Below are 17,964 nucleotides of genomic sequence, written 5' to 3' on the forward strand. Positions count from 1 at the left end.
TGATCATTCACGCAACTCATAAAAGGGGCGTTGTCTATACTTTACACACAAGGATTAGGGGCTTTTCCCCTGACAACCCAAAGTTCCGGAGGTGACACATGAAACGCAAAAACGCTTCGTTATTCGGTAACGTGCTGATGGGGTTGGGACTGTTCGTGATGGTAGCTGGCGTGGGTTATTCAATTTTAAACCAACTGCCGCAGCTTGATCTCCCGCAATACTTCGCGCATGGCGCGATATTGAGCATCTTCATTGGTGCGGTATTGTGGCTGGCAGGGGCTCGCATGAGCGGCCGTGAGGAAGTGTGTGACAAATACTGGTGGTTGCGCCACTACGACAAACGCTGTCGTCGCGACCAGCATAAGCACAGCTAGTGCTACGATAAAGAACACCGAAACGGTTCCCTGGGGAGCCGTTTTTTTTTGCATCAAGGATTGACCCTCACGTAACGTAAGGCTCCAGAGTGGCGCCACTGGCAAAGAAAAGGAGCAGTTATGTTGATTCAGGTGGGTGAGCTGGCGAAACGTGCCGGGATCACCGTGCGGACTTTGCACCACTATGATCAAACAGGGTTGTTGCTGCCTTCTGCCAGAAGCGCGGCAGGTTACCGGCTTTACAACCTGGCGGATGTCCAGCGTCTACATATGATCCAGGCGCTGGCAAAAGCGGGGCTGGAACTTGCTGAAATCAGGGATTTCCTGGAACAGGAGTCGCTGTCGTTAACCGAGTTACTCGATGCGCAAATCACGTTGCTGGATAAACAGCTGCGTAGCATACATACGCTGCGCGACCGGCTGGTGGAGCTGCGAACCGGGCTTCTCGACGATGCGACACCGGATCTGGAATCCTGGCTACAGACTCTGGAGTTAATGAATATGTACGATCGCTGGTTTAGCAAAGAAGAGTTACAGCAACTGCCGTTTGCGGTGCAGAAGGATGCGCTGGCGGCTATCTGGTCAGGGCTGGTTAAAGAGGCCAACACGCTACTGGAGCACCATATACCCGCTACGGACGCGCGGGCGATGGATCTGGCGACGCGCTGGATGGAACGCCTGGAGCAGGACACGGCGGGCAAGCCGGAGTTTCTCACCCGGCTGAACGAGATGCACAGCGTTGAACCGCAGATGCAGGCGCAGACCGGCATCACGCCGGAAATGACGGATTACATCACGCGTGCTTTTGCTGAATCTAAGCTCAGCATATGGGAGAAGTATCTTACTGCCGAAGAGATGGCCTTTACCCGGGCACATTACTTTGACCGCATGATGGAGTGGCCGCCGCTGGTGGCGAAACTGCATCAGGCGCAGCGGGAAAATATCGATCCTGCCACGGAGGAAGCGCAAAAGCTGGCTGAAAACTGGCTGGCATTGTTCCAGTCTTACGCGGGCACCAACCCGGAGACCCAGCAAAAGTTTCGCACTGCCATGCAGCAGGAACCGCATATCATGAAAGGAACATGGATGACGCCTGCTGTGCTTGAATGGCTCCAGCAGGCGATTGGAGTGATGATGCAGAGACGTTACTCTGCATCAGGCCACTCACAGATCCGCTAATGCGGCTTCCCGGTTAGGGTAGAAGGAGAGTCGGCCAGGGATTGGCTGCACACCTGCGCGCGCCATGGTGCGCAGGGGCTGGAATTCCAGGTTACTCACGCGCAGTTCACAGCCTTCCGGGAGACGTTTCACAAAGCGCTGGAAGGCATCCAGTCCACCGGCATCCAGCACCGGAACAGCATCCCATTTCAGCACCACAATCCGTTTCCCCGCGATGCGGGATTCGAGATCGCTGAACAGCCCCTCTGCGGCGGCAAAGAACAGTGGACCAATCACACGCAGAACCAGCACATCGTCAGGCACCTCGACGTTCACCGGGGAAAGACGCGTCATCTGCGCAATACGGCGCATAAACAGCAGGGAAGCCAGCACAATCCCGACACTGATGGCGATGACCATATCAAACAGCACGGTCAGCGACATACAAAGCAGCATCACGATAATGTCGTCTTTCGGCGCGCGACGCAGCAGGTTCACCACCTTATGCGCCTCACTCATGTTCCAGGCCACCATCAGCAACAGGGCGGCCATGGCAGAAAGCGGTAGCCAGGAGAGCAGCGGAGCAAGGATAAGCAGGGCGAGGATCACCAGCACGGAGTGGATCACTGCCGAAATAGGGGATGTTGCCCCGGCACGCACGTTTGCCGCAGAGCGTGCGATGGCTGCCGTTGCAGTGATGCCGCCAAAGAACGGTGCGATAAGGTTGCCCAGGCCCTGACCAACCAGCTCGCTGTTGGCTTTATGCTTCGTTCCTGTCATGCCGTCCAGAACTACCGCACAGAGCAGAGATTCAATCGCCCCCAGCATGGCCATTGAGAAGGCCGCAGGAAGCAGGGCGCGCAGCGAATCCCAGCTTAACGTAAAGCTGGAACCGGGCATATCCCACGGCAGCACCAACTGTGGCAACAGCTGCGGAATTCCGCTCCCCTGTGAACCATCAGCCAGAATATAGTGGAACTGCGAGCCGATAGTGGCGACATGGCCACCGAACATATTGACGATAGCCATCACCGCGCAGCCCAACAGCAGCGCGGGCAGATGGCCCGGGAGACGAATGCCCAGACGAGGCCAGATAATCAGCGTACCCAGCGTCACAATCCCGATAGCGGCGTCGCCCAGGTTGGCGGTCGGCAGCGCCATAAACAGCGCCCCCACTTTTTGCAGGTAGTGCTCCGGTACGTGGGGCATCTGCAGACCGAGGAAGTCCTTGATCTGCATGGTCCCGATGGTGATACCAATCCCGGAGGTGAACCCCAGCGTCACGGAAAGGGGGATGTATTCAATCAACCTGCCAAAACGGGCAAGACCAAACAAAATCAAAAAGACGCCGGACATCAGGGTGGCAACCAGCAGGCCTGCCAGACCAAACTGCTGGGAAACCGGGTAGAGGATCACCACAAAGGCAGCGGTCGGGCCAGAGACGCTGAAGCGTGAACCGCCGGTCAGGGCAATGACGATCCCGGCAACGGCCGAGGTATAAAGACCATACTGCGGTGCAACGCCGCTGCCAATCGCCAGCGCCATTGCCAGCGGAATGGCGATAATGCCGACGGTGATCCCGGCTATCAGGTCACGTAGAAAGCGTGACGAGGTGTATTTCTCTTTCCAGCAAGCGTCGATGAGGGCGCGAAAGGGCAGAACATGTGAGGAGGTTACGTTTTTCACAATTATCTATCTTCCAGATGCGCATCATCTGTCATGTGAATGGCAGGTGAAGGAGGCATTAATCATACAAATAAATATTAAAGACAAAAAAACCCGCCGCAGCGGGTTTTTTGGCCGTGCTCGATTAGTGTTCGAACATAGCTGAGATGGATTCTTCGTTGCTGATACGACGAATCGCTTCGGCCAGCATCCCGGACAGGGTCAAAGTACGCACGTTTGGCAGCGCTTTGATTTCGTCACTCAGTGGGATGGTATCGCACACCACAACTTCGTCAATGACAGAGTTACGGAGGTTGTTTACCGCGTTACCGGAGAAGATCGGGTGAGTTGCGTAAGCGAATACGCGCTTGGCACCACGTTCTTTCAGTGCTTCAGCAGCTTTACACAGCGTACCGCCGGTATCGATCATGTCGTCAACCAGCACGCAGTCACGGCCAGCTACGTCACCGATGATATGCATCACCTGAGAAACGTTAGCGCGCGGACGACGTTTGTCGATGATCGCCATATCGGTATCGTTCAGCAGCTTCGCGATAGCACGAGCACGTACCACGCCGCCGATGTCCGGAGAAACCACAATTGGGTTGTCCAGGTTCAGCTGCAGCATGTCTTCCAGCAGAATTGGGCTGCCGAATACGTTATCAACCGGGACGTCGAAGAAGCCCTGGATCTGCTCTGCGTGCAGGTCAACGGTCAGTACGCGGTCAACACCGACGCTGGACAGGAAGTCAGCGACAACTTTGGCGGTGATAGGTACACGTGCAGAACGAACACGACGGTCCTGACGGGCATAGCCGAAGTAAGGGATTACAGCAGTGATACGGCCTGCTGAAGCGCGACGCAGAGCGTCGACCATAACAACCAGTTCCATCAGGTTGTCATTTGTTGGAGCACAGGTGGACTGGATGATGAAAATATCACCACCGCGTACATTTTCGTTAATTTGTACGCTGACTTCGCCGTCGCTAAAGCGACCTACGGCGGCGTCGCCGAGGGAAGTGTACAGGCGGTTGGCAATACGTTGTGCTAGTTCCGGGGTGGCGTTACCAGCAAAAAGCTTCATATCAGGCACGAGAAGAACCTCAGGCATGCGTCCAGTGGTGGATAGCGTTCGCCGCAAACTGTGCGGGCCAGGCGAATACTACCCAGGCGGTGTATTAAAGAGCGCGATGCAACGTCTGGAACAGGGTGACGTTGTCACCGAAACTCAGTCTGCGCCAGAATGGCCTGCTGTAGGGGAGACGTGTTCATCCCACGCGCTACAAAACCATGCAGCCAAACCGGCGCTTGCTCAAGCACCTGACGAGCGGCGGATTCGGTGTCAAATTCAGCAAAGACACAGGCCCCTGTACCAGTCAGGCGCGACGGCGCGTATTCTAACAGCCAGGAAAGCACCGCATCAACCTCGCGAAAACGTTTTCTTGCGATATCCTCGCAATCGTTGCTGAATTCACAATTTAATAACGTTTCTATTGACCGAACCGGAGTATCTCTTTTCAGGTCAGGATCTTTAAAGATGACCGGGGTCGGAATGCTCACGCCGGGGTGGGCAACGAGATACCATTTTTCTGGCGGCTCGACCGGAGAGAGGATCTCACCTACACCTTCGGCAAATGCTGCATGACCACGAATAAACACCGGTACATCCGCACCCAGGGTCAATCCTAAGGCTGCCAGTTCGTCCGTTGACAGCCCACAACCCCAGAGATGGTTCAGGGCAACCAGCACGGTGGCGGCATTGGATGAGCCTCCACCGAGACCACCACCCATTGGCAGACGTTTCTCAATGCGGATATCTGCGCCGCTGCCTGCCGGTAGTCGTCCGGAATCAGCAGCCGCTTTCATCAGCAAACGCGCCGCGCGGACAATCAGGTTGTCCTCATGCGCCACACCTTCGACAGGCGTCAGCAGGCAAACCTGCCCGTCCTGACGCAGCTCAATCGAGATCGTGTCACCATAATCAATAAACTGAAATAGCGTCTGCAGGGTGTGATAGCCATCAGCACGCTGGCCGGTAATGTATAAAAACAGGTTCAGTTTTGCCGGAGAGGGCCAGTGGGTCATCATTTAACGATCCAGTTGTCCATTTTCAGCTTGATACGCTGGCTGCCCTGAGTCAGTTCCATATTCGATGGCAGCGAAGGTTTACTGTTGCTGTCATAGGCGTTGTACACCACTTTCCAGGTTTTGCCGTTCTGCGCGTAGTTCACCTGGCTCAGACGGTACTGATCGTCAAGCTGGTAGTCGGTGGCATCCCCCGGCAGGCCAAGGATCCACTGACGCAGGCTATTGAGCGGGATAGGCATCCCCGTCAGCTTACCAATCATCTCTTCGGCATCGGTCGCGGTGTAGTGCTGGCCTTTGTTATCGGTGATCTGGGCTTCACCTGGTTTCGCGATAAGCTCCAGTTCGGTGCTGCCCAGCGGGTTCAGCAGCAGCAGACGGTAGTTGTCCTGACCTGTTTGCTGCCAGAAGAAACGTGCATAAACCTTTTGTTCGTCAGAGAGATACGCGAAAGCGCCACGAGTCTGGTACTGGCTCAAATTACGAACGTCCTGCTGGTGTTGACGCCACTGCGGAGAGTCAGGGCTTTTGCCTGGGCCTTTTGGTTGGGTGACAGTACAGGCGGTCAGAACCAGTGCGGCCAGCGGCAGCAGGCGAATCAGTCGGGTCATAATGAGGACAAATCCTTGAGATACGTTGCAGTTATAACTGTTAATGCTAGCGTTGAAGGGCCCCACCGTCTACGTTCAAATTATCTCAAAGCGCGATGTAACCTATTACTCCGAAAGGGTGCAGTCTCTTTTATTGATCTCGCGCATCCTGTATGATGCGTTCTGCTAACCTTATTAACGCTGGTACTACTCCCGCTCAACATGACCTTATTAGCACTCGGCATTAACCACAAAACAGCCCCGGTTTCGCTGCGAGAACGCGTCACGTTTTCGCCAGATACACTTGACCTGGCGCTGGACAGCTTGCTTGCACAACCAATGGTGCAGGGTGGCGTGGTGCTCTCGACGTGCAACCGTACCGAGCTTTATTTGAGTGTGGAAGAGCAGGATAACCTGCACGAGGCGCTGATCCGCTGGTTATGCGAATACCACAATCTCAACGAAGACGAACTGCGCAATAGCCTTTACTGGCATCAGGACAATGATGCCGTCAGCCATCTGATGCGCGTGGCCAGCGGGCTGGATTCGCTGGTTCTCGGCGAGCCGCAAATTCTGGGGCAGGTGAAAAAAGCGTTTGCGGATTCGCAGAAAGGGCATCTGAAGGCCAGTGAACTGGAACGTATGTTCCAGAAGTCATTCTCTGTGGCTAAGCGTGTGCGAACCGAAACCGACATTGGTGCCAGTGCGGTTTCTGTTGCTTTCGCGGCCTGCACCCTTGCACGCCAAATCTTTGAATCCCTGTCGACCGTTACCGTGATGCTGGTGGGTGCGGGCGAAACCATCGAACTTGTCGCGCGCCATCTGCGCGAACATAAAGTGAAAAAGATGATTATCGCCAACCGTACCCGCGAACGTGCTCAGGTGCTGGCGGACGAAGTGGGCGCAGAGGTGGTGGCGTTAAGCGACATTGATGAACGCCTGAAAGAGGCGGACATTATTATCAGCTCTACCGCCAGCCCACTGCCGATCATCGGTAAAGGGATGGTGGAGCGTGCGCTGAAATCCCGTCGTAATCAGCCGATGCTGCTGGTGGATATCGCCGTCCCGCGCGATGTTGAGCCAGAAGTCGGTAAACTGGCTAACGCCTATCTTTACAGCGTGGATGACCTGCAAAGTATAATTTCGCACAACCTTGCCCAGCGTAAAGCGGCGGCAGTGCAGGCGGAAACCATTGTTGAGCAGGAAACCAGTGAGTTTATGGCCTGGCTGCGCGCGCAAAGCGTCAGCGAGACCATCCGCGAGTACCGCGGGCAGGCGGAGCAGGTGCGTGATGACCTGACAGCCAAAGCGTTAGCGGCCCTGGAACAGGGTGGCGACGCACATGCTATTATGCAGGATCTGGCATGGAAACTGACCAATCGCTTGATCCATGCCCCAACCAAATCTCTTCAGCAGGCTGCCCGTGACGGGGATGATGAACGCCTGACTATTCTGCGCAACAGCCTCGGGCTGGAATAGCGCCCTATACCCATTTTCTAAGACAAGGTGCACTTACGCCTATGAAGCCTTCTATCGTCGCTAAACTGGAAGCTCTGCACGAGCGCCATGAGGAAGTACAGGCGCTGCTCGGTGATGCCGGGACTATTGCGGACCAGGAACGTTTTCGCGCGCTCTCCCGTGAATACGCGCAGTTAAGTGATGTTTCTAAATGCTTTACTGACTGGCGACAGGTTCAGGAAGATATCGAAACTGCGCAGATGATGCTTGATGACCCTGAAATGCGCGAAATGGCGCAGGAAGAGTTGCAGGATGCGAAAGCGCGTTCAGAAGAGATGGAACAGCAGCTTCAGGTGCTGCTGCTGCCGAAAGATCCGGACGATGAACGTAACGCGTTTGTGGAAGTCCGCGCCGGTACTGGCGGTGATGAAGCGGCCCTGTTTGCCGGGGATCTGTTCCGCATGTACAGCCGCTACGCTGAATCGCGCCGCTGGCGTGTGGAGATCATGAGCGCCAACGAAGGTGAGCATGGTGGCTTTAAAGAAGTGATCGCGAAGATCAGCGGCGACGGTGTATATGGCCGTCTCAAGTTTGAATCTGGCGGTCATCGTGTGCAGCGCGTACCTGCCACCGAATCGCAGGGGCGTATTCATACGTCAGCCTGTACCGTTGCGGTCATGCCGGAACTGCCGGAAGCGGAACTGCCGGACATCAACCCGGCCGATCTGCGTATCGACACCTTCCGTTCCTCCGGAGCGGGTGGTCAGCACGTTAACACCACCGACTCCGCTATTCGTATTACCCACCTGCCAACCGGTATTGTCGTCGAATGTCAGGACGAACGTTCGCAGCATAAAAACAAAGCCAAAGCGCTTTCTGTGCTCGGTGCGCGTATCCACGCGGCAGAAATGGCAAAACGCCAGCAGGCAGAAGCGTCTACTCGCCGTAACCTGCTGGGCAGCGGCGACCGCAGCGACCGTAACCGCACCTACAACTTCCCGCAGGGGCGCGTGACCGACCACCGCATCAACGTGACGCTTTACCGTCTGGACGAAGTGATGGAAGGTAAACTGGATATGCTGATTGAGCCTATTGTGCAGGAATACCAGGCCGATCAACTGGCGGCGCTGTCCGAGCAGGAATAATGGATTTCCAGAGCTGGTTACGCCAGGCCGTCGGTGAGCTTGCAGAAAGTGAGAGTCCTAAACGCGACGCCGAAATCTTGCTTGAGCATGTGACGGGGAAACCGCGCACTTATCTGCTGGCTTTCGGGGAAACACAGCTGGCTTCTGAGCAGGAAGCGCAACTCGCCATACTGCTTGCCCGTCGCAAGACTGGTGAGCCGGTGGCACATCTGGTTGGAGAGCGTGAATTCTGGTCGTTACCTTTGTACGTCTCGGCTGCGACTCTGATCCCACGCCCGGACACCGAGTGTCTGGTAGAGCAGGCGCTGGCGCGTTTACCGGCTAGCGCCAGTCGAATCCTCGATCTTGGCACTGGCACGGGCGCTATTGCACTGGCGCTTGCCAGTGAACGCCCGGACTGTGATGTGACGGCAGTGGATGTGATGCCAGACGCGGTAGCGCTGGCACAGCGTAACGTGGACAGGCTCGGCCTGAATAACGTCACCGTACTGCACAGCAGCTGGTTTAGCGCGCTGGAAAATCACACGTTTGGGATGATTGTCAGCAACCCTCCTTACATTGACGAACATGATCCGCATCTTGCGCAGGGAGATGTCCGTTTCGAACCGCTGACGGCCCTGGTCGCGGCTAACGAGGGACTGGCCGATCTTGATCACATTGTGACAACGTCACGGCAACATTTAGTTCGCGGCGGCTGGCTGCTGGTGGAGCACGGCTGGACGCAGGGAGAAGCCGTGCGGGCGTTGTTTACGCAAGCAGGCTACACCGCAGTGGAAACCTGTCGCGACTACGGCGGCAACGAACGTCTGACACTGGGGCAGTGGTGATGAGCCTGTTTACTGTGCTTATTTCCGCTCACCTGATTTCCGTTGCGCTGACCATCGGTTTTTTCATCGTGCGCTACTGGTGGCGTTACAGCAACAATCCGCTGATAGATGCCCGCTGGGTGCGTGTCGCACCGCACTGTATCGATACGGTACTGTTCCTGACTGGCGCCGGACTCATGTGGAAGACCGGCTATCTGCCATTTACTGATAAAGGCGCATGGCTGACTGAAAAGCTGTTTGGCGTTATCATCTATATCGTTTTGGGTTTTATCGCGCTTGGGCGTCGTCGTCCGCGCAGCCAGCAGGTGGGATTTATTGCCTTTCTGCTGGGTCTGGTGGTGCTGTACATCATCATTAAACTCGCCACCACAAGAATACCGTTACTGGGGTAAGTCATGAAGTCCTTAGCCGATTTCGAATTTAATAAAGTGCCGCTTTGCGATGGCATGATCCTGATTTCGGAGATGATCCGTGACGATTTTACGTCGCAGTATGTCTACGATGAGCTGGAGAATCTGGTCAGCCTGGCGCGTGAAGAGATCAATCAGGCACGCCCGCAAGACTGGCAATTAGAAAAGTTGATCGAGCTTTTCTACGGCGAGTGGGGTTTCTGCGACACGCGTGGCGTGTATCGCCTGTCTGACGCATTATGGCTGGACCAGGTCTTAAAGAATCGTCAGGGCAGCGCCGTTGCGCTGGGCTCTATTTTGCTGTGGGTCGCACACCGTCTGGATATTCCACTGGTGCCGGTCATTTTCCCGACGCAGATGATACTGCGTGCCGAGTGGCTGGATGGTGAGATGTGGCTCATTAATCCATTTAATGGCGACACGCTGGATGAACATACGCTGGACGTCTGGCTGAAAGGCAATATCAGCCCGGTGGCCGAGCTCTTTAACGAAGATCTCGACGAGGCGGATAACTCAGAAGTGATCCGCAAGCTGCTGGATACGCTGAAATCAGCGCTGATGGAAGAGCGTCAGATGGAACTGGCTTTGCGTGCCAGTGAAGTGCTGCTGCAGTTTAATCCGGAAGATCCGTATGAAATTCGCGACCGCGGGCTTATATATGCTCAGCTCGATTGCGAACACGTCGCACTGAATGATTTGAGTTATTTCGTGGAACAATGTCCGGAAGATCCGATTAGCGAAATGATTCGTGCGCAGATCAACGCGATCTCGCACAAACAAATTACACTGCATTAATCTTAATTCCGATTCACACCTGAATAAGGCGATCCTATGAAACAAAAAGTGGTTAGCATTGGTGATATCAACGTGGCAAACGATCTGCCGTTCGTGCTGTTTGGCGGTATGAACGTGCTGGAATCCCGCGATCTCGCTATGCGTATCTGCGAACACTACGTGACTGTGACCCAGAAACTGGGTATCCCGTACGTGTTTAAAGCCTCTTTTGATAAAGCCAACCGCTCCTCTATCAACTCTTACCGTGGCCCGGGCCTGGAAGAGGGGATGAAAATTTTCCAGGAGCTGAAACAGACCTTTGGCGTGAAAGTGATCACCGACGTGCATGAAGCCTCTCAGGCGCAGCCAGTGGCGGACGTGGTAGATGTTATCCAGTTGCCGGCATTCCTGGCTCGCCAGACCGACCTGGTTGCCGCAATGGCGAAAACCGGTGCAGTTATCAACGTGAAAAAACCACAGTTCGTCAGCCCGGGTCAGATGGGTAACATCGTCGATAAGTTTATTGAAGGTGGCAACGACAAAGTTATTCTGTGCGACCGTGGTTCAAACTTCGGTTACGACAACCTCGTTGTGGATATGCTGGGCTTCAGCGTGATGAAGAACGTCTCTAATCAGTCTCCGGTGATCTTCGACGTGACGCACGCACTGCAGTGCCGCGATCCGTTTGGTGCTGCGTCTGGTGGCCGCCGTGCCCAGGTTACCGAGCTGGCGCGCGCCGGTATGGCAACCGGCCTGGCAGGTCTGTTTATTGAAGCGCACCCGGATCCGGCTAACGCAAAATGCGATGGCCCATCCGCGCTGCCGCTGGATAAACTGGAGCCGTTCCTGAAACAGATCAAAGCGATTGACGATCTGGTGAAGAGCTTCGAAGAACTGGATACCAGCAACTAATAAAAAAACCCGCTTCGGCGGGTTTTTTTATGGGGCATGGCAAAAAGGCTACGCAAAAATCGTCATCAAATAGGCGACAAACAGCGCCATATGCGCCGCACCGTTTAACACATTGGTGCGTCCGGTCGAGAACGAAATCTGACACAATAACAGTGATGCCACCATCACGATCATCTCTGGTGCACCCAGCGCAAACTGCAGCTCGTTACCCGTCATAAACGCAATCAACGTCACCACCGGAACAGTAAGTGAAATGGTGGCCAGCACGGAGCCGAAGAACAGGTTCATCGCACGCTGCACCTGATTATTCAGTACCGCTTTCAGCGCGCCCAGCCCTTCAGGGGACAGAATCAACAGCGCTACCAGGAAGCCGGTAAATGCCACCGGTGCGTTCAACTCGGTTAATAGTGTCTCCAGCGGATTGGCGTTCATCTTGGTGACCGCGATAACCGCAATCAGATGCACGATCAGCCAAACCGTGTGCCACGCGCTGCTGTGGGCCGACGGTTTACCGTGATGCGGGTCGTCATCGTCGCTGTCGTCTTCATGCTCATACACAAACAGACTCTGGTGCGTTTTGGTCTGAATCAGCAGGAATACGCCGTACATGGCCGCAGAAATCAGCGCAACCAACAATGCCTGACCGGTGGAGAAGTTCGCGCCCGGCAGCGCCATCGGGAACACCAGCACGATAATCGCCAGCGGGAAGAGGGCAATCAGATACTGTTTAATGCCGAACAGGTTCATATACTGGGTCGCGAATTTACGGCCACCCAGTAACAGCGAGAAGCCCACCAGGCCGCCCGTCACAATCATAATGATTGAGTAGAGCGTATCGCGCATCAGCGTCGGTGCGGCATCACCGGTCGCCATCAGCGCAGAGATCAGGCTAACTTCGAGAATAACAACAGAAAGACTAAGAATTAACGAACCGTACGGCTCACCCAGACGATGGGCCAATACGTCCGCATGGCGAACGACGCTAAAGGCGCTGGTTAAAATACCAACCAGAGCAAGAATATTGATACCGACCACCACTGGCAGTGACTGGCTACTTCCCCAGAAGAGCAGCACAGCCAGTGCCAGAACCGGGAAAATGAGTGACGTCTCCTTGTGGCGGGTTTTTACCGCCTCGTGTGTTGCTGTCATGTGCTTCTCCATCAATGCAGGTGCTTGTAATTATAGATAGATTTTTGAGGCCATTAAATTAACAGATATCTGTTAAATACCCTTTATTTTTTACTTATTTTTACCCTTTGCGCTAACTTTTCACTTTACTGCATATAATATGCAGTCTTAATTAAATATATTTTAAATATCATTGCATTATGAATGTAATGTCTTCAGGAATTTTTACCGGCTGGCACCATGACATATCATCGTCCACACTTATCTCTTTAACCAAAAGAGAGGTTAGCGATGCCCTATAAAACGAAACGCGAATTACCTGATAACGTACAAAACGTGCTGCCCGCGCATGCGCAGGATATCTACAAAGAAGCGTTTAATAGCGCCTGGGAACAATACAAAGATAAAGAAGATCGCCGGGATGATGCGAGCCGTGAAGAGACGGCGCACAAAGTCGCCTGGGCCGCAGTAAAACATGAATATGAGAAAGGAGACGACGATAAATGGCATAAAAAGAAATAGCCGTGAAATTATTCGCTGCCTTCATTTTGACTTTTCAGGCGGTTGAACTTCCGTTGTATTGCAACTGGTCCGCTAATTGCTTATCGTTATTTGACTGCTGGCAAAATGACCAGCAAATAATGCCGGGAAGGCGAATTACAGATGTCGCAAGGAAGCATGCAGTGGCGGAGGTGTAAAGTGTTAACGCGTGATTTCTTAATGAAGGCAGATTGTAAGACGGCATTTGGTGCTATTGAGGAATCGCTTCTCTGGTCGGCTGAACAACGTGCGGCATCACTCGCTGCCACGCTTGCCTGCCGCCCGGATGATGGCCCGGTATGGATTTTTGGCTACGGCTCTCTGATGTGGAACCCGGCTCTGGAATTTGTCGAATCGGCAACGGGAACGCTGCCGGGCTGGCATCGCGCATTTTGCCTGCGTCTGACGGCCGGGCGTGGCAGTGCGTGTCAACCTGGGCGCATGCTTGCACTGAAAGAGGGCGGACGCACCACGGGTGTGGCATATCGCCTCCCGGATGCCACGTTGGAAGAGGAGCTCACGCTGCTCTGGAAGCGCGAGATGATCACTGGCTGCTATATGCCAAGCTGGTGCAAACTGGAACTCGATGACGGACGCACCGTCAATGCGCTGGTCTTTATTATGGATCCTCGCCATCCGCTGTATGAAGCGGACACCCGTACGCAGGTTATTGCCCCGCTGATTGCTGCCGCCAGTGGCCCGCTGGGTACTAACGCGCAGTATCTCTTCTCTCTCGATGACGAGCTGACCCGCCTCGGTATGAAGGACGACTGTCTGAACGAACTGGTGGTGAAGGTGAAGGCGCTACTGGAAGGGAACCCGCTCAACAGCTCGCTGCGACCGGGTTTTGCCTGATAATACGCCCGGCTCGCCGGGCGTTTAATGTTATGCTGCCACGTAGCTGACAGAATGCTCCAGTGACTGACTGTGGCTGTCAATCAGAACATCCCATGTGCCAGTATAAGGTACCGTAAGCCAGGCTTTATCATCCTGCACGGTCAGAATATCTGCCTGCGATTGTTTTTGTGCTTTCGAACTCATCAGATGAATACGGCAGCGCTCTGAGCAACGAACCACTACCGTATCCCCGCCAAACAGTTTCAAACTTGTTTTTACCAGTGCCATTTTTTACCCCGTAGTCTTAAACAACGCTCTCCCTGCAGCCATATCCGAGCGTGATGTTGTTCACAATTCACTCATTGCATAACACCAAAGGGGAGGGGGCGGGATGCTGATTTTGATCAAAAAATGGCATAACGATTAAACAAAAATGACAAAATCCCTAAAAATTTCAGCTGGCGCGCGTTTTACCCGCTAAACGCGCGCCGGAAGAAAATTAAATGCGGAAATGTCCGGCGGTTTCAGCAAGGTCACCCGCCTGGCTCTGCAGGGCACCCGCAGCAGCGGCGGATTGCACGACCAGCTCGGCGTTCTGCTGCACCATCCTGTCGAGATGGGTCACCGCATGGTTGATCTCATGGATACCTTTCATCTGCTCGCTGGTGGCGATGGAGATTTCACGCATGATGCCCGAGACGCTGCTGATGCTGGAACGGATCTCATTCATGCTTTCCCCTGCCAGATGCACGTAACGGGAGCCCGTTGCCACGCTGTCAGTGGTGGAATCGATAAGCGATTTGATCTCTTTCGCTGCCTGGGCGCTACGACTGGCCAGGTTACGTACTTCGCCTGCCACCACGGCAAACCCGCGGCCTTGTTCCCCGGCTCGTGCTGCTTCCACCGAAGCGTTCAACGCCAGAATATTGGTCTGGAAGGCAATGCCGTCAATCACGCTGGTGATATCACCAATTTTTGCGGAAGCCACTTCGATGGACTGCATGGTACTGATTGCCTGAGATACCACCTCTCCACCACGTGCCGCTGCCGCTGAGGCTTTGCTCGCCTGGTCGTTCGCTTCTGCGGCAGACTCATTCGATTGGGTCACGGATGCGGTGATCTGCTCCACGGCACTGGCGGTCTCGCGCAGGCTGGACGCCGCCTGCTCGGTGCGTCCGGAAAGATCCTGGTTACCTGCCGCAATTTCCTGCGCGGCATTTTTCACCGATGCGCTGGCATCACGGAGCTGTACCATGACCACAGAGAGTTTATCGCTGAAGGCGTTAAACGCCTGGGCAATCTGCGCGACTTCGTCTTCACCATTATCTGGCAGGCGCTGCGACAGATCGTTGGTCCCGTTGGCAATGTTGTGCATTGCGTCGCGGATGTCGGACAGTCGCTTCAGCAGACGGGCAATCAGGAAGTGAACAATAGCGGCACTCAGCAGAGCCAGGATCACCAGCGAGATAGCCGACGCTTTAAGCAGGGAACGCATGCCGGATGTCGCATCGCCATTGTCGAGGGCGACGACTAACATCCAGTTAGTGCCTGGCACGGCCGTCGCAACAAAGGTTTTTTCTTTGTCATCGAATGTGCCGTCAACCGGATTACCGCTTTTCAGCGCCGCAAAGTCGATACCCTTGATCGTCTCGGCAAACGGTTTAAGCGTCAGAGCCGGATCATTGGCGGCAATTACGGTGCCATCACTGGTCAGGAGTAATCCACTACTTGCCGGGGTCGGATGGATCCCGCGCACGTTAGCGACCACGCTATCCATGGCCACATCGCCTGCCACGACGGCTTTCAGGGTGCCATTTTCTTTTACCGGCACGGCAAACGTCACCACCAGTTTCCCGGTACCGGCATCAACGTAAGGTGCGGTGACAACCGGGGCGTCCTGGCTTACCACCTGCTGATACCAGGGGCGAATAGTCGGGTCATAATCCGCGGGGACGCCCGCAGGTTCAGAGAATTTAGCTGTTTTGCTGGCATAGCCAACATAGACGTTGGTGAATCCCCCCGCCTGCGCCAGTTGTTTGAAAACCGGAACCGGATCCTCACTCAGCGCCACGGTTTGAGCGGAAGCAATCACCGTCATTTTGCTTTTTACCCAGTCGGCAATCGCCATGTTATGGCTGGCGCTGGTACTGGTCAGGATATCGCGTTGTGACTGCTGGTTATCCTGACGTGTGACCTGGAAGTTAATAACGGTATTAAGGAGAAGGGCGACGACCAGACAGCCTGCCGTCGCGACGATGATGCGTGCACGAATGGATCTGAACATAAGTGAAATACCTGCTGTGTTGTTTCCATGCCTATCGGCAATCTCGCAGGTAAACTTGATGCTGAAACCGCGTCCATAAGAAAATAATATTTTTACGGATTTATTATCAAAAAGTTAATACTTTATCAGCGCGTAGAGTCCATTCGGCCAGTTCAACCAGCGTACCAATTTCTACACCATCAATTAGCGGCAGCCCGGTAATGCCACGCCCGTCGGTGCAGGTCTTGCACAGTTTGACCGGAACATTTTGCGCGGTGAGTATCTCCAGCATTTGCTGGATGTTGTAGCCTTCTGCGGGTTTCTGCCCCTTTAGCCCGGCAGTGACCGCGTCCGACATTAAAAAGAGCCGTAACTCCAGTTCGCTCTCTTTATCGCGGAGTGCGATAGCCAGACGCAGGCTGTTAAAAAGGGATTCGCTGCCGTAAGCCGCACCGTTAGCGATGATGACTATCTTCTGCATGTTGACTCCTGTTCTTATAAAGGCACGAATATTGCTTAGATTCCCGAGGTTTGTTGTCCGGGAGAGTAAGCATGACATTAATGGCTGGCAGTTCGCCAGGTGCAACCGAATGGCTCCAGCGCGCACGAGCGATGCGCCGGGAGCAGCTCAGCAAGCTGGCGCAGTTGGGGGTGCTGGTGCATGGTATTAGCCACCTGGTGCACATGCTCCAGTGCGAGCGCGGGGCATCCAATGTCTGGCTCTGCTCACAGGGTAAGCTCTACGCGCCAGAATGCAAAGCCAGCCGGGCGCTGGTGGATGAATACCTTGCTGCACTTTATGGCATTCTTGAAAAACAATCTCCAATCCCGGGAAGTGCCGTCTGCGAACGTATCGGTGGGGCACTGCGAAGTCTGGATACGCTTTCCGTCCTGCGTGATGCTGTTGTCCAGCAAACCATTACGGCGCCGCAGGCGATGGAACATTACTGCCGCATGCTTCGCCATCTGCTCAGTATCGTGCCGCAACTTAATGACAGCATTGACGATCCGCAAATCGCAGGCCGTTTTGTTGCTCTTTATAGCCTGATGCAGGGCAAAGAGCTGGCGGGACAAGAGCGAGCCCTGGGGGCTATTGGCTTTACACAGGGTTTTTTCGATGATGTGACCCGCCAGAGACTGGTTGACCGTATCGACGGACAACAGGCCTGTTTTGACATTTTTCTCTCACACAGCCACGCAGACGTACAGACAACCTTTTCCCTGAACTGCCAGCCCGATCGCGAAACAGAGCAATTGAGGCGCGTGGCCTGTACCCGCCAGCCTGCTGCAGATAACGGCCATACTGCACTGACCTGGTTTGCCCTGCAAACTGCGCGCCTTGAACATCTTCGCGCGCTGGAGGAGATAATCATCGCTGACCTGGTAGTCGCAGTGGACGAGCGTATCCATCATGACGATGACTACGCATTGCCTGCCGATGAACAGGACGATCTGCTGACACTTTACCCGGATAAACCGCTGCTGACTTTGGTTCGCCAGCAGGCTCGCGAGATAGAACAACTCTCCCGTCAGCTCGCGTCGCTGCGCGATACGCTTGAAGAACGTAAAACTATAGATAAAGCGAAAAGCGTACTGATGAGCCACCAGAATATGAGTGAAGAGCAGGCATGGACGGCGCTGCGCAAAATGGCGATGGACAAGAACCAACGCATGGTGGATATCGCCCGCGCGCTGCTCACGGTGAAGAGTTTGTGGCAGGTAACACCAAAGGAGTAGTTGCACAATCAGTGGGCATTTAATGCCTGATTGAGGTGCGTGAACATGAGGAGATCCCGCT

The 17,964-nt window shown here is 54.5% G+C and carries 19 protein-coding genes; 11 read left to right on the plus strand and 8 right to left on the minus strand.

From position 1 onward, the window contains the following. Positions 1-98: 98 nt before the first annotated feature. Together ychH and V6E55_RS01145 are read left to right on the plus strand one after the other, a co-directional pair. Positions 99-374, plus strand: coding sequence for a stress-induced protein YchH (ychH, locus tag V6E55_RS01140; protein WP_114976988.1), 276 nt, complete (start codon positions 99-101; stop codon positions 372-374). Between the two features lie 120 nt (positions 375-494). Then, entirely contained in the window at positions 495-1,553 is a 1,059-nt protein-coding gene (locus tag V6E55_RS01145; RefSeq protein WP_316941966.1) for a MerR family transcriptional regulator, read from the plus strand. On the opposite strand, the gene dauA is transcribed toward V6E55_RS01145, so the two are convergent. From dauA to lolB, 4 genes are all read right to left on the minus strand, one after another. Continuing rightward, on the minus strand, positions 1,539-3,218 hold the full coding sequence (gene dauA, locus V6E55_RS01150; protein ID WP_129995612.1) for a C4-dicarboxylic acid transporter DauA: 1,680 nt from the start codon (positions 3,216-3,218) through the stop codon (positions 1,539-1,541). The genes V6E55_RS01145 and dauA overlap by 15 nt on opposite strands. 124 nt (positions 3,219-3,342) lie before the next feature. Further along, the gene (prs, locus tag V6E55_RS01155) at positions 3,343-4,290 is read right to left on the minus strand and encodes a ribose-phosphate diphosphokinase (RefSeq protein ID WP_003856663.1); all 948 of its coding nucleotides are present in this window, start codon (positions 4,288-4,290) and stop codon (positions 3,343-3,345) included. Positions 4,291-4,415: 125 nt separating this feature from the next. Further along, on the minus strand, positions 4,416-5,285 hold the full coding sequence (ispE, locus tag V6E55_RS01160; protein WP_129995613.1) for a 4-(cytidine 5'-diphospho)-2-C-methyl-D-erythritol kinase: 870 nt from the start codon (positions 5,283-5,285) through the stop codon (positions 4,416-4,418). After that, positions 5,282-5,893 (minus strand): lipoprotein insertase outer membrane protein LolB, encoded by a 612-nt coding sequence (gene lolB, locus V6E55_RS01165; protein WP_114976992.1) that lies wholly within the window; start codon positions 5,891-5,893, stop codon positions 5,282-5,284. The genes ispE and lolB overlap by 4 nt, the downstream gene beginning before the upstream one ends. 201 nt (positions 5,894-6,094) lie before the next feature. Here lolB and hemA point away from each other — a divergent pair, with 201 nt between their 5' ends. Genes hemA through kdsA form a run of 6 tightly spaced genes read left to right on the plus strand, consistent with a single transcriptional unit; the run spans position 6,095 to position 11,398 of the window. Continuing rightward, positions 6,095-7,351 (plus strand): glutamyl-tRNA reductase, encoded by a 1,257-nt coding sequence (gene hemA, locus V6E55_RS01170; RefSeq protein WP_316941967.1) that lies wholly within the window; start codon positions 6,095-6,097, stop codon positions 7,349-7,351. Between the two features lie 41 nt (positions 7,352-7,392). Beyond that, on the plus strand, positions 7,393-8,475 hold the full coding sequence (gene prfA / locus V6E55_RS01175; protein ID WP_114976993.1) for a peptide chain release factor 1: 1,083 nt from the start codon (positions 7,393-7,395) through the stop codon (positions 8,473-8,475). Then, positions 8,475-9,302: a peptide chain release factor N(5)-glutamine methyltransferase gene (prmC, locus tag V6E55_RS01180; RefSeq protein ID WP_129995615.1), complete on the plus strand. Its 828-nt coding sequence runs from the start codon at positions 8,475-8,477 to the stop codon at positions 9,300-9,302. Before prfA ends, prmC begins: the two co-directional genes overlap by 1 nt. Further along, complete coding sequence (gene sirB2 / locus V6E55_RS01185; RefSeq protein ID WP_114976995.1) at positions 9,302-9,694, plus strand: invasion regulator SirB2; 393 nt, start codon at positions 9,302-9,304, stop codon at positions 9,692-9,694. The genes prmC and sirB2 overlap by 1 nt, the downstream gene beginning before the upstream one ends. Positions 9,695-9,697: 3 nt before the next feature. Continuing rightward, positions 9,698-10,507, plus strand: a complete 810-nt coding sequence (sirB1, locus tag V6E55_RS01190; protein WP_114976996.1) for an invasion regulator SirB1 — start codon at positions 9,698-9,700, stop codon at positions 10,505-10,507. Between the two features lie 36 nt (positions 10,508-10,543). After that, on the plus strand, positions 10,544-11,398 hold the full coding sequence (gene kdsA, locus V6E55_RS01195) for a 3-deoxy-8-phosphooctulonate synthase (protein WP_114976997.1): 855 nt from the start codon (positions 10,544-10,546) through the stop codon (positions 11,396-11,398). Between the two features lie 48 nt (positions 11,399-11,446). On the opposite strand, the gene chaA is transcribed toward kdsA, so the two are convergent. Next, entirely contained in the window at positions 11,447-12,547 is a 1,101-nt protein-coding gene (chaA, locus tag V6E55_RS01200) for a sodium-potassium/proton antiporter ChaA (RefSeq protein ID WP_008499517.1), read from the minus strand. Between the two features lie 270 nt (positions 12,548-12,817). On the opposite strand from chaA, the gene chaB reads away from it, so the two are divergent. Beyond that, complete coding sequence (gene chaB, locus V6E55_RS01205) at positions 12,818-13,048, plus strand: putative cation transport regulator ChaB (protein WP_114976998.1); 231 nt, start codon at positions 12,818-12,820, stop codon at positions 13,046-13,048. 177 nt (positions 13,049-13,225) lie between these two features. Beyond that, positions 13,226-13,921: a gamma-glutamylcyclotransferase gene (locus V6E55_RS01210; RefSeq protein WP_028018752.1), complete on the plus strand. Its 696-nt coding sequence runs from the start codon at positions 13,226-13,228 to the stop codon at positions 13,919-13,921. 30 nt (positions 13,922-13,951) lie between these two features. Here the strand turns inward: V6E55_RS01210 and V6E55_RS01215 are convergent, their stop codons facing one another. The 3 genes from V6E55_RS01215 to V6E55_RS01225 all read right to left on the minus strand — a co-directional run bounded on the left by V6E55_RS01215 (position 13,952) and on the right by V6E55_RS01225 (position 16,647). Further along, positions 13,952-14,191, minus strand: a complete 240-nt coding sequence (locus tag V6E55_RS01215; RefSeq protein WP_010432930.1) for a DUF1883 domain-containing protein — start codon at positions 14,189-14,191, stop codon at positions 13,952-13,954. A gap of 211 nt (positions 14,192-14,402) precedes the next feature. Further along, positions 14,403-16,187 (minus strand): methyl-accepting chemotaxis protein, encoded by a 1,785-nt coding sequence (locus V6E55_RS01220; protein ID WP_114976999.1) that lies wholly within the window; start codon positions 16,185-16,187, stop codon positions 14,403-14,405. 106 nt (positions 16,188-16,293) lie between these two features. Further along, positions 16,294-16,647, minus strand: a complete 354-nt coding sequence (locus tag V6E55_RS01225; protein WP_236921438.1) for a DsrE/DsrF/TusD sulfur relay family protein — start codon at positions 16,645-16,647, stop codon at positions 16,294-16,296. Positions 16,648-16,718: 71 nt separating this feature from the next. Here V6E55_RS01225 and nasR point away from each other — a divergent pair, with 71 nt between their 5' ends. Beyond that, positions 16,719-17,903 (plus strand): nitrate regulatory protein NasR, encoded by a 1,185-nt coding sequence (gene nasR / locus V6E55_RS01230; protein WP_316941968.1) that lies wholly within the window; start codon positions 16,719-16,721, stop codon positions 17,901-17,903. Positions 17,904-17,964 lie beyond the last annotated feature (61 nt).

It is taken from the genome of Enterobacter sp. 342, from assembly GCF_036663495.1.
Taxonomy (GTDB): Bacteria; Pseudomonadota; Gammaproteobacteria; order Enterobacterales; family Enterobacteriaceae; genus Enterobacter.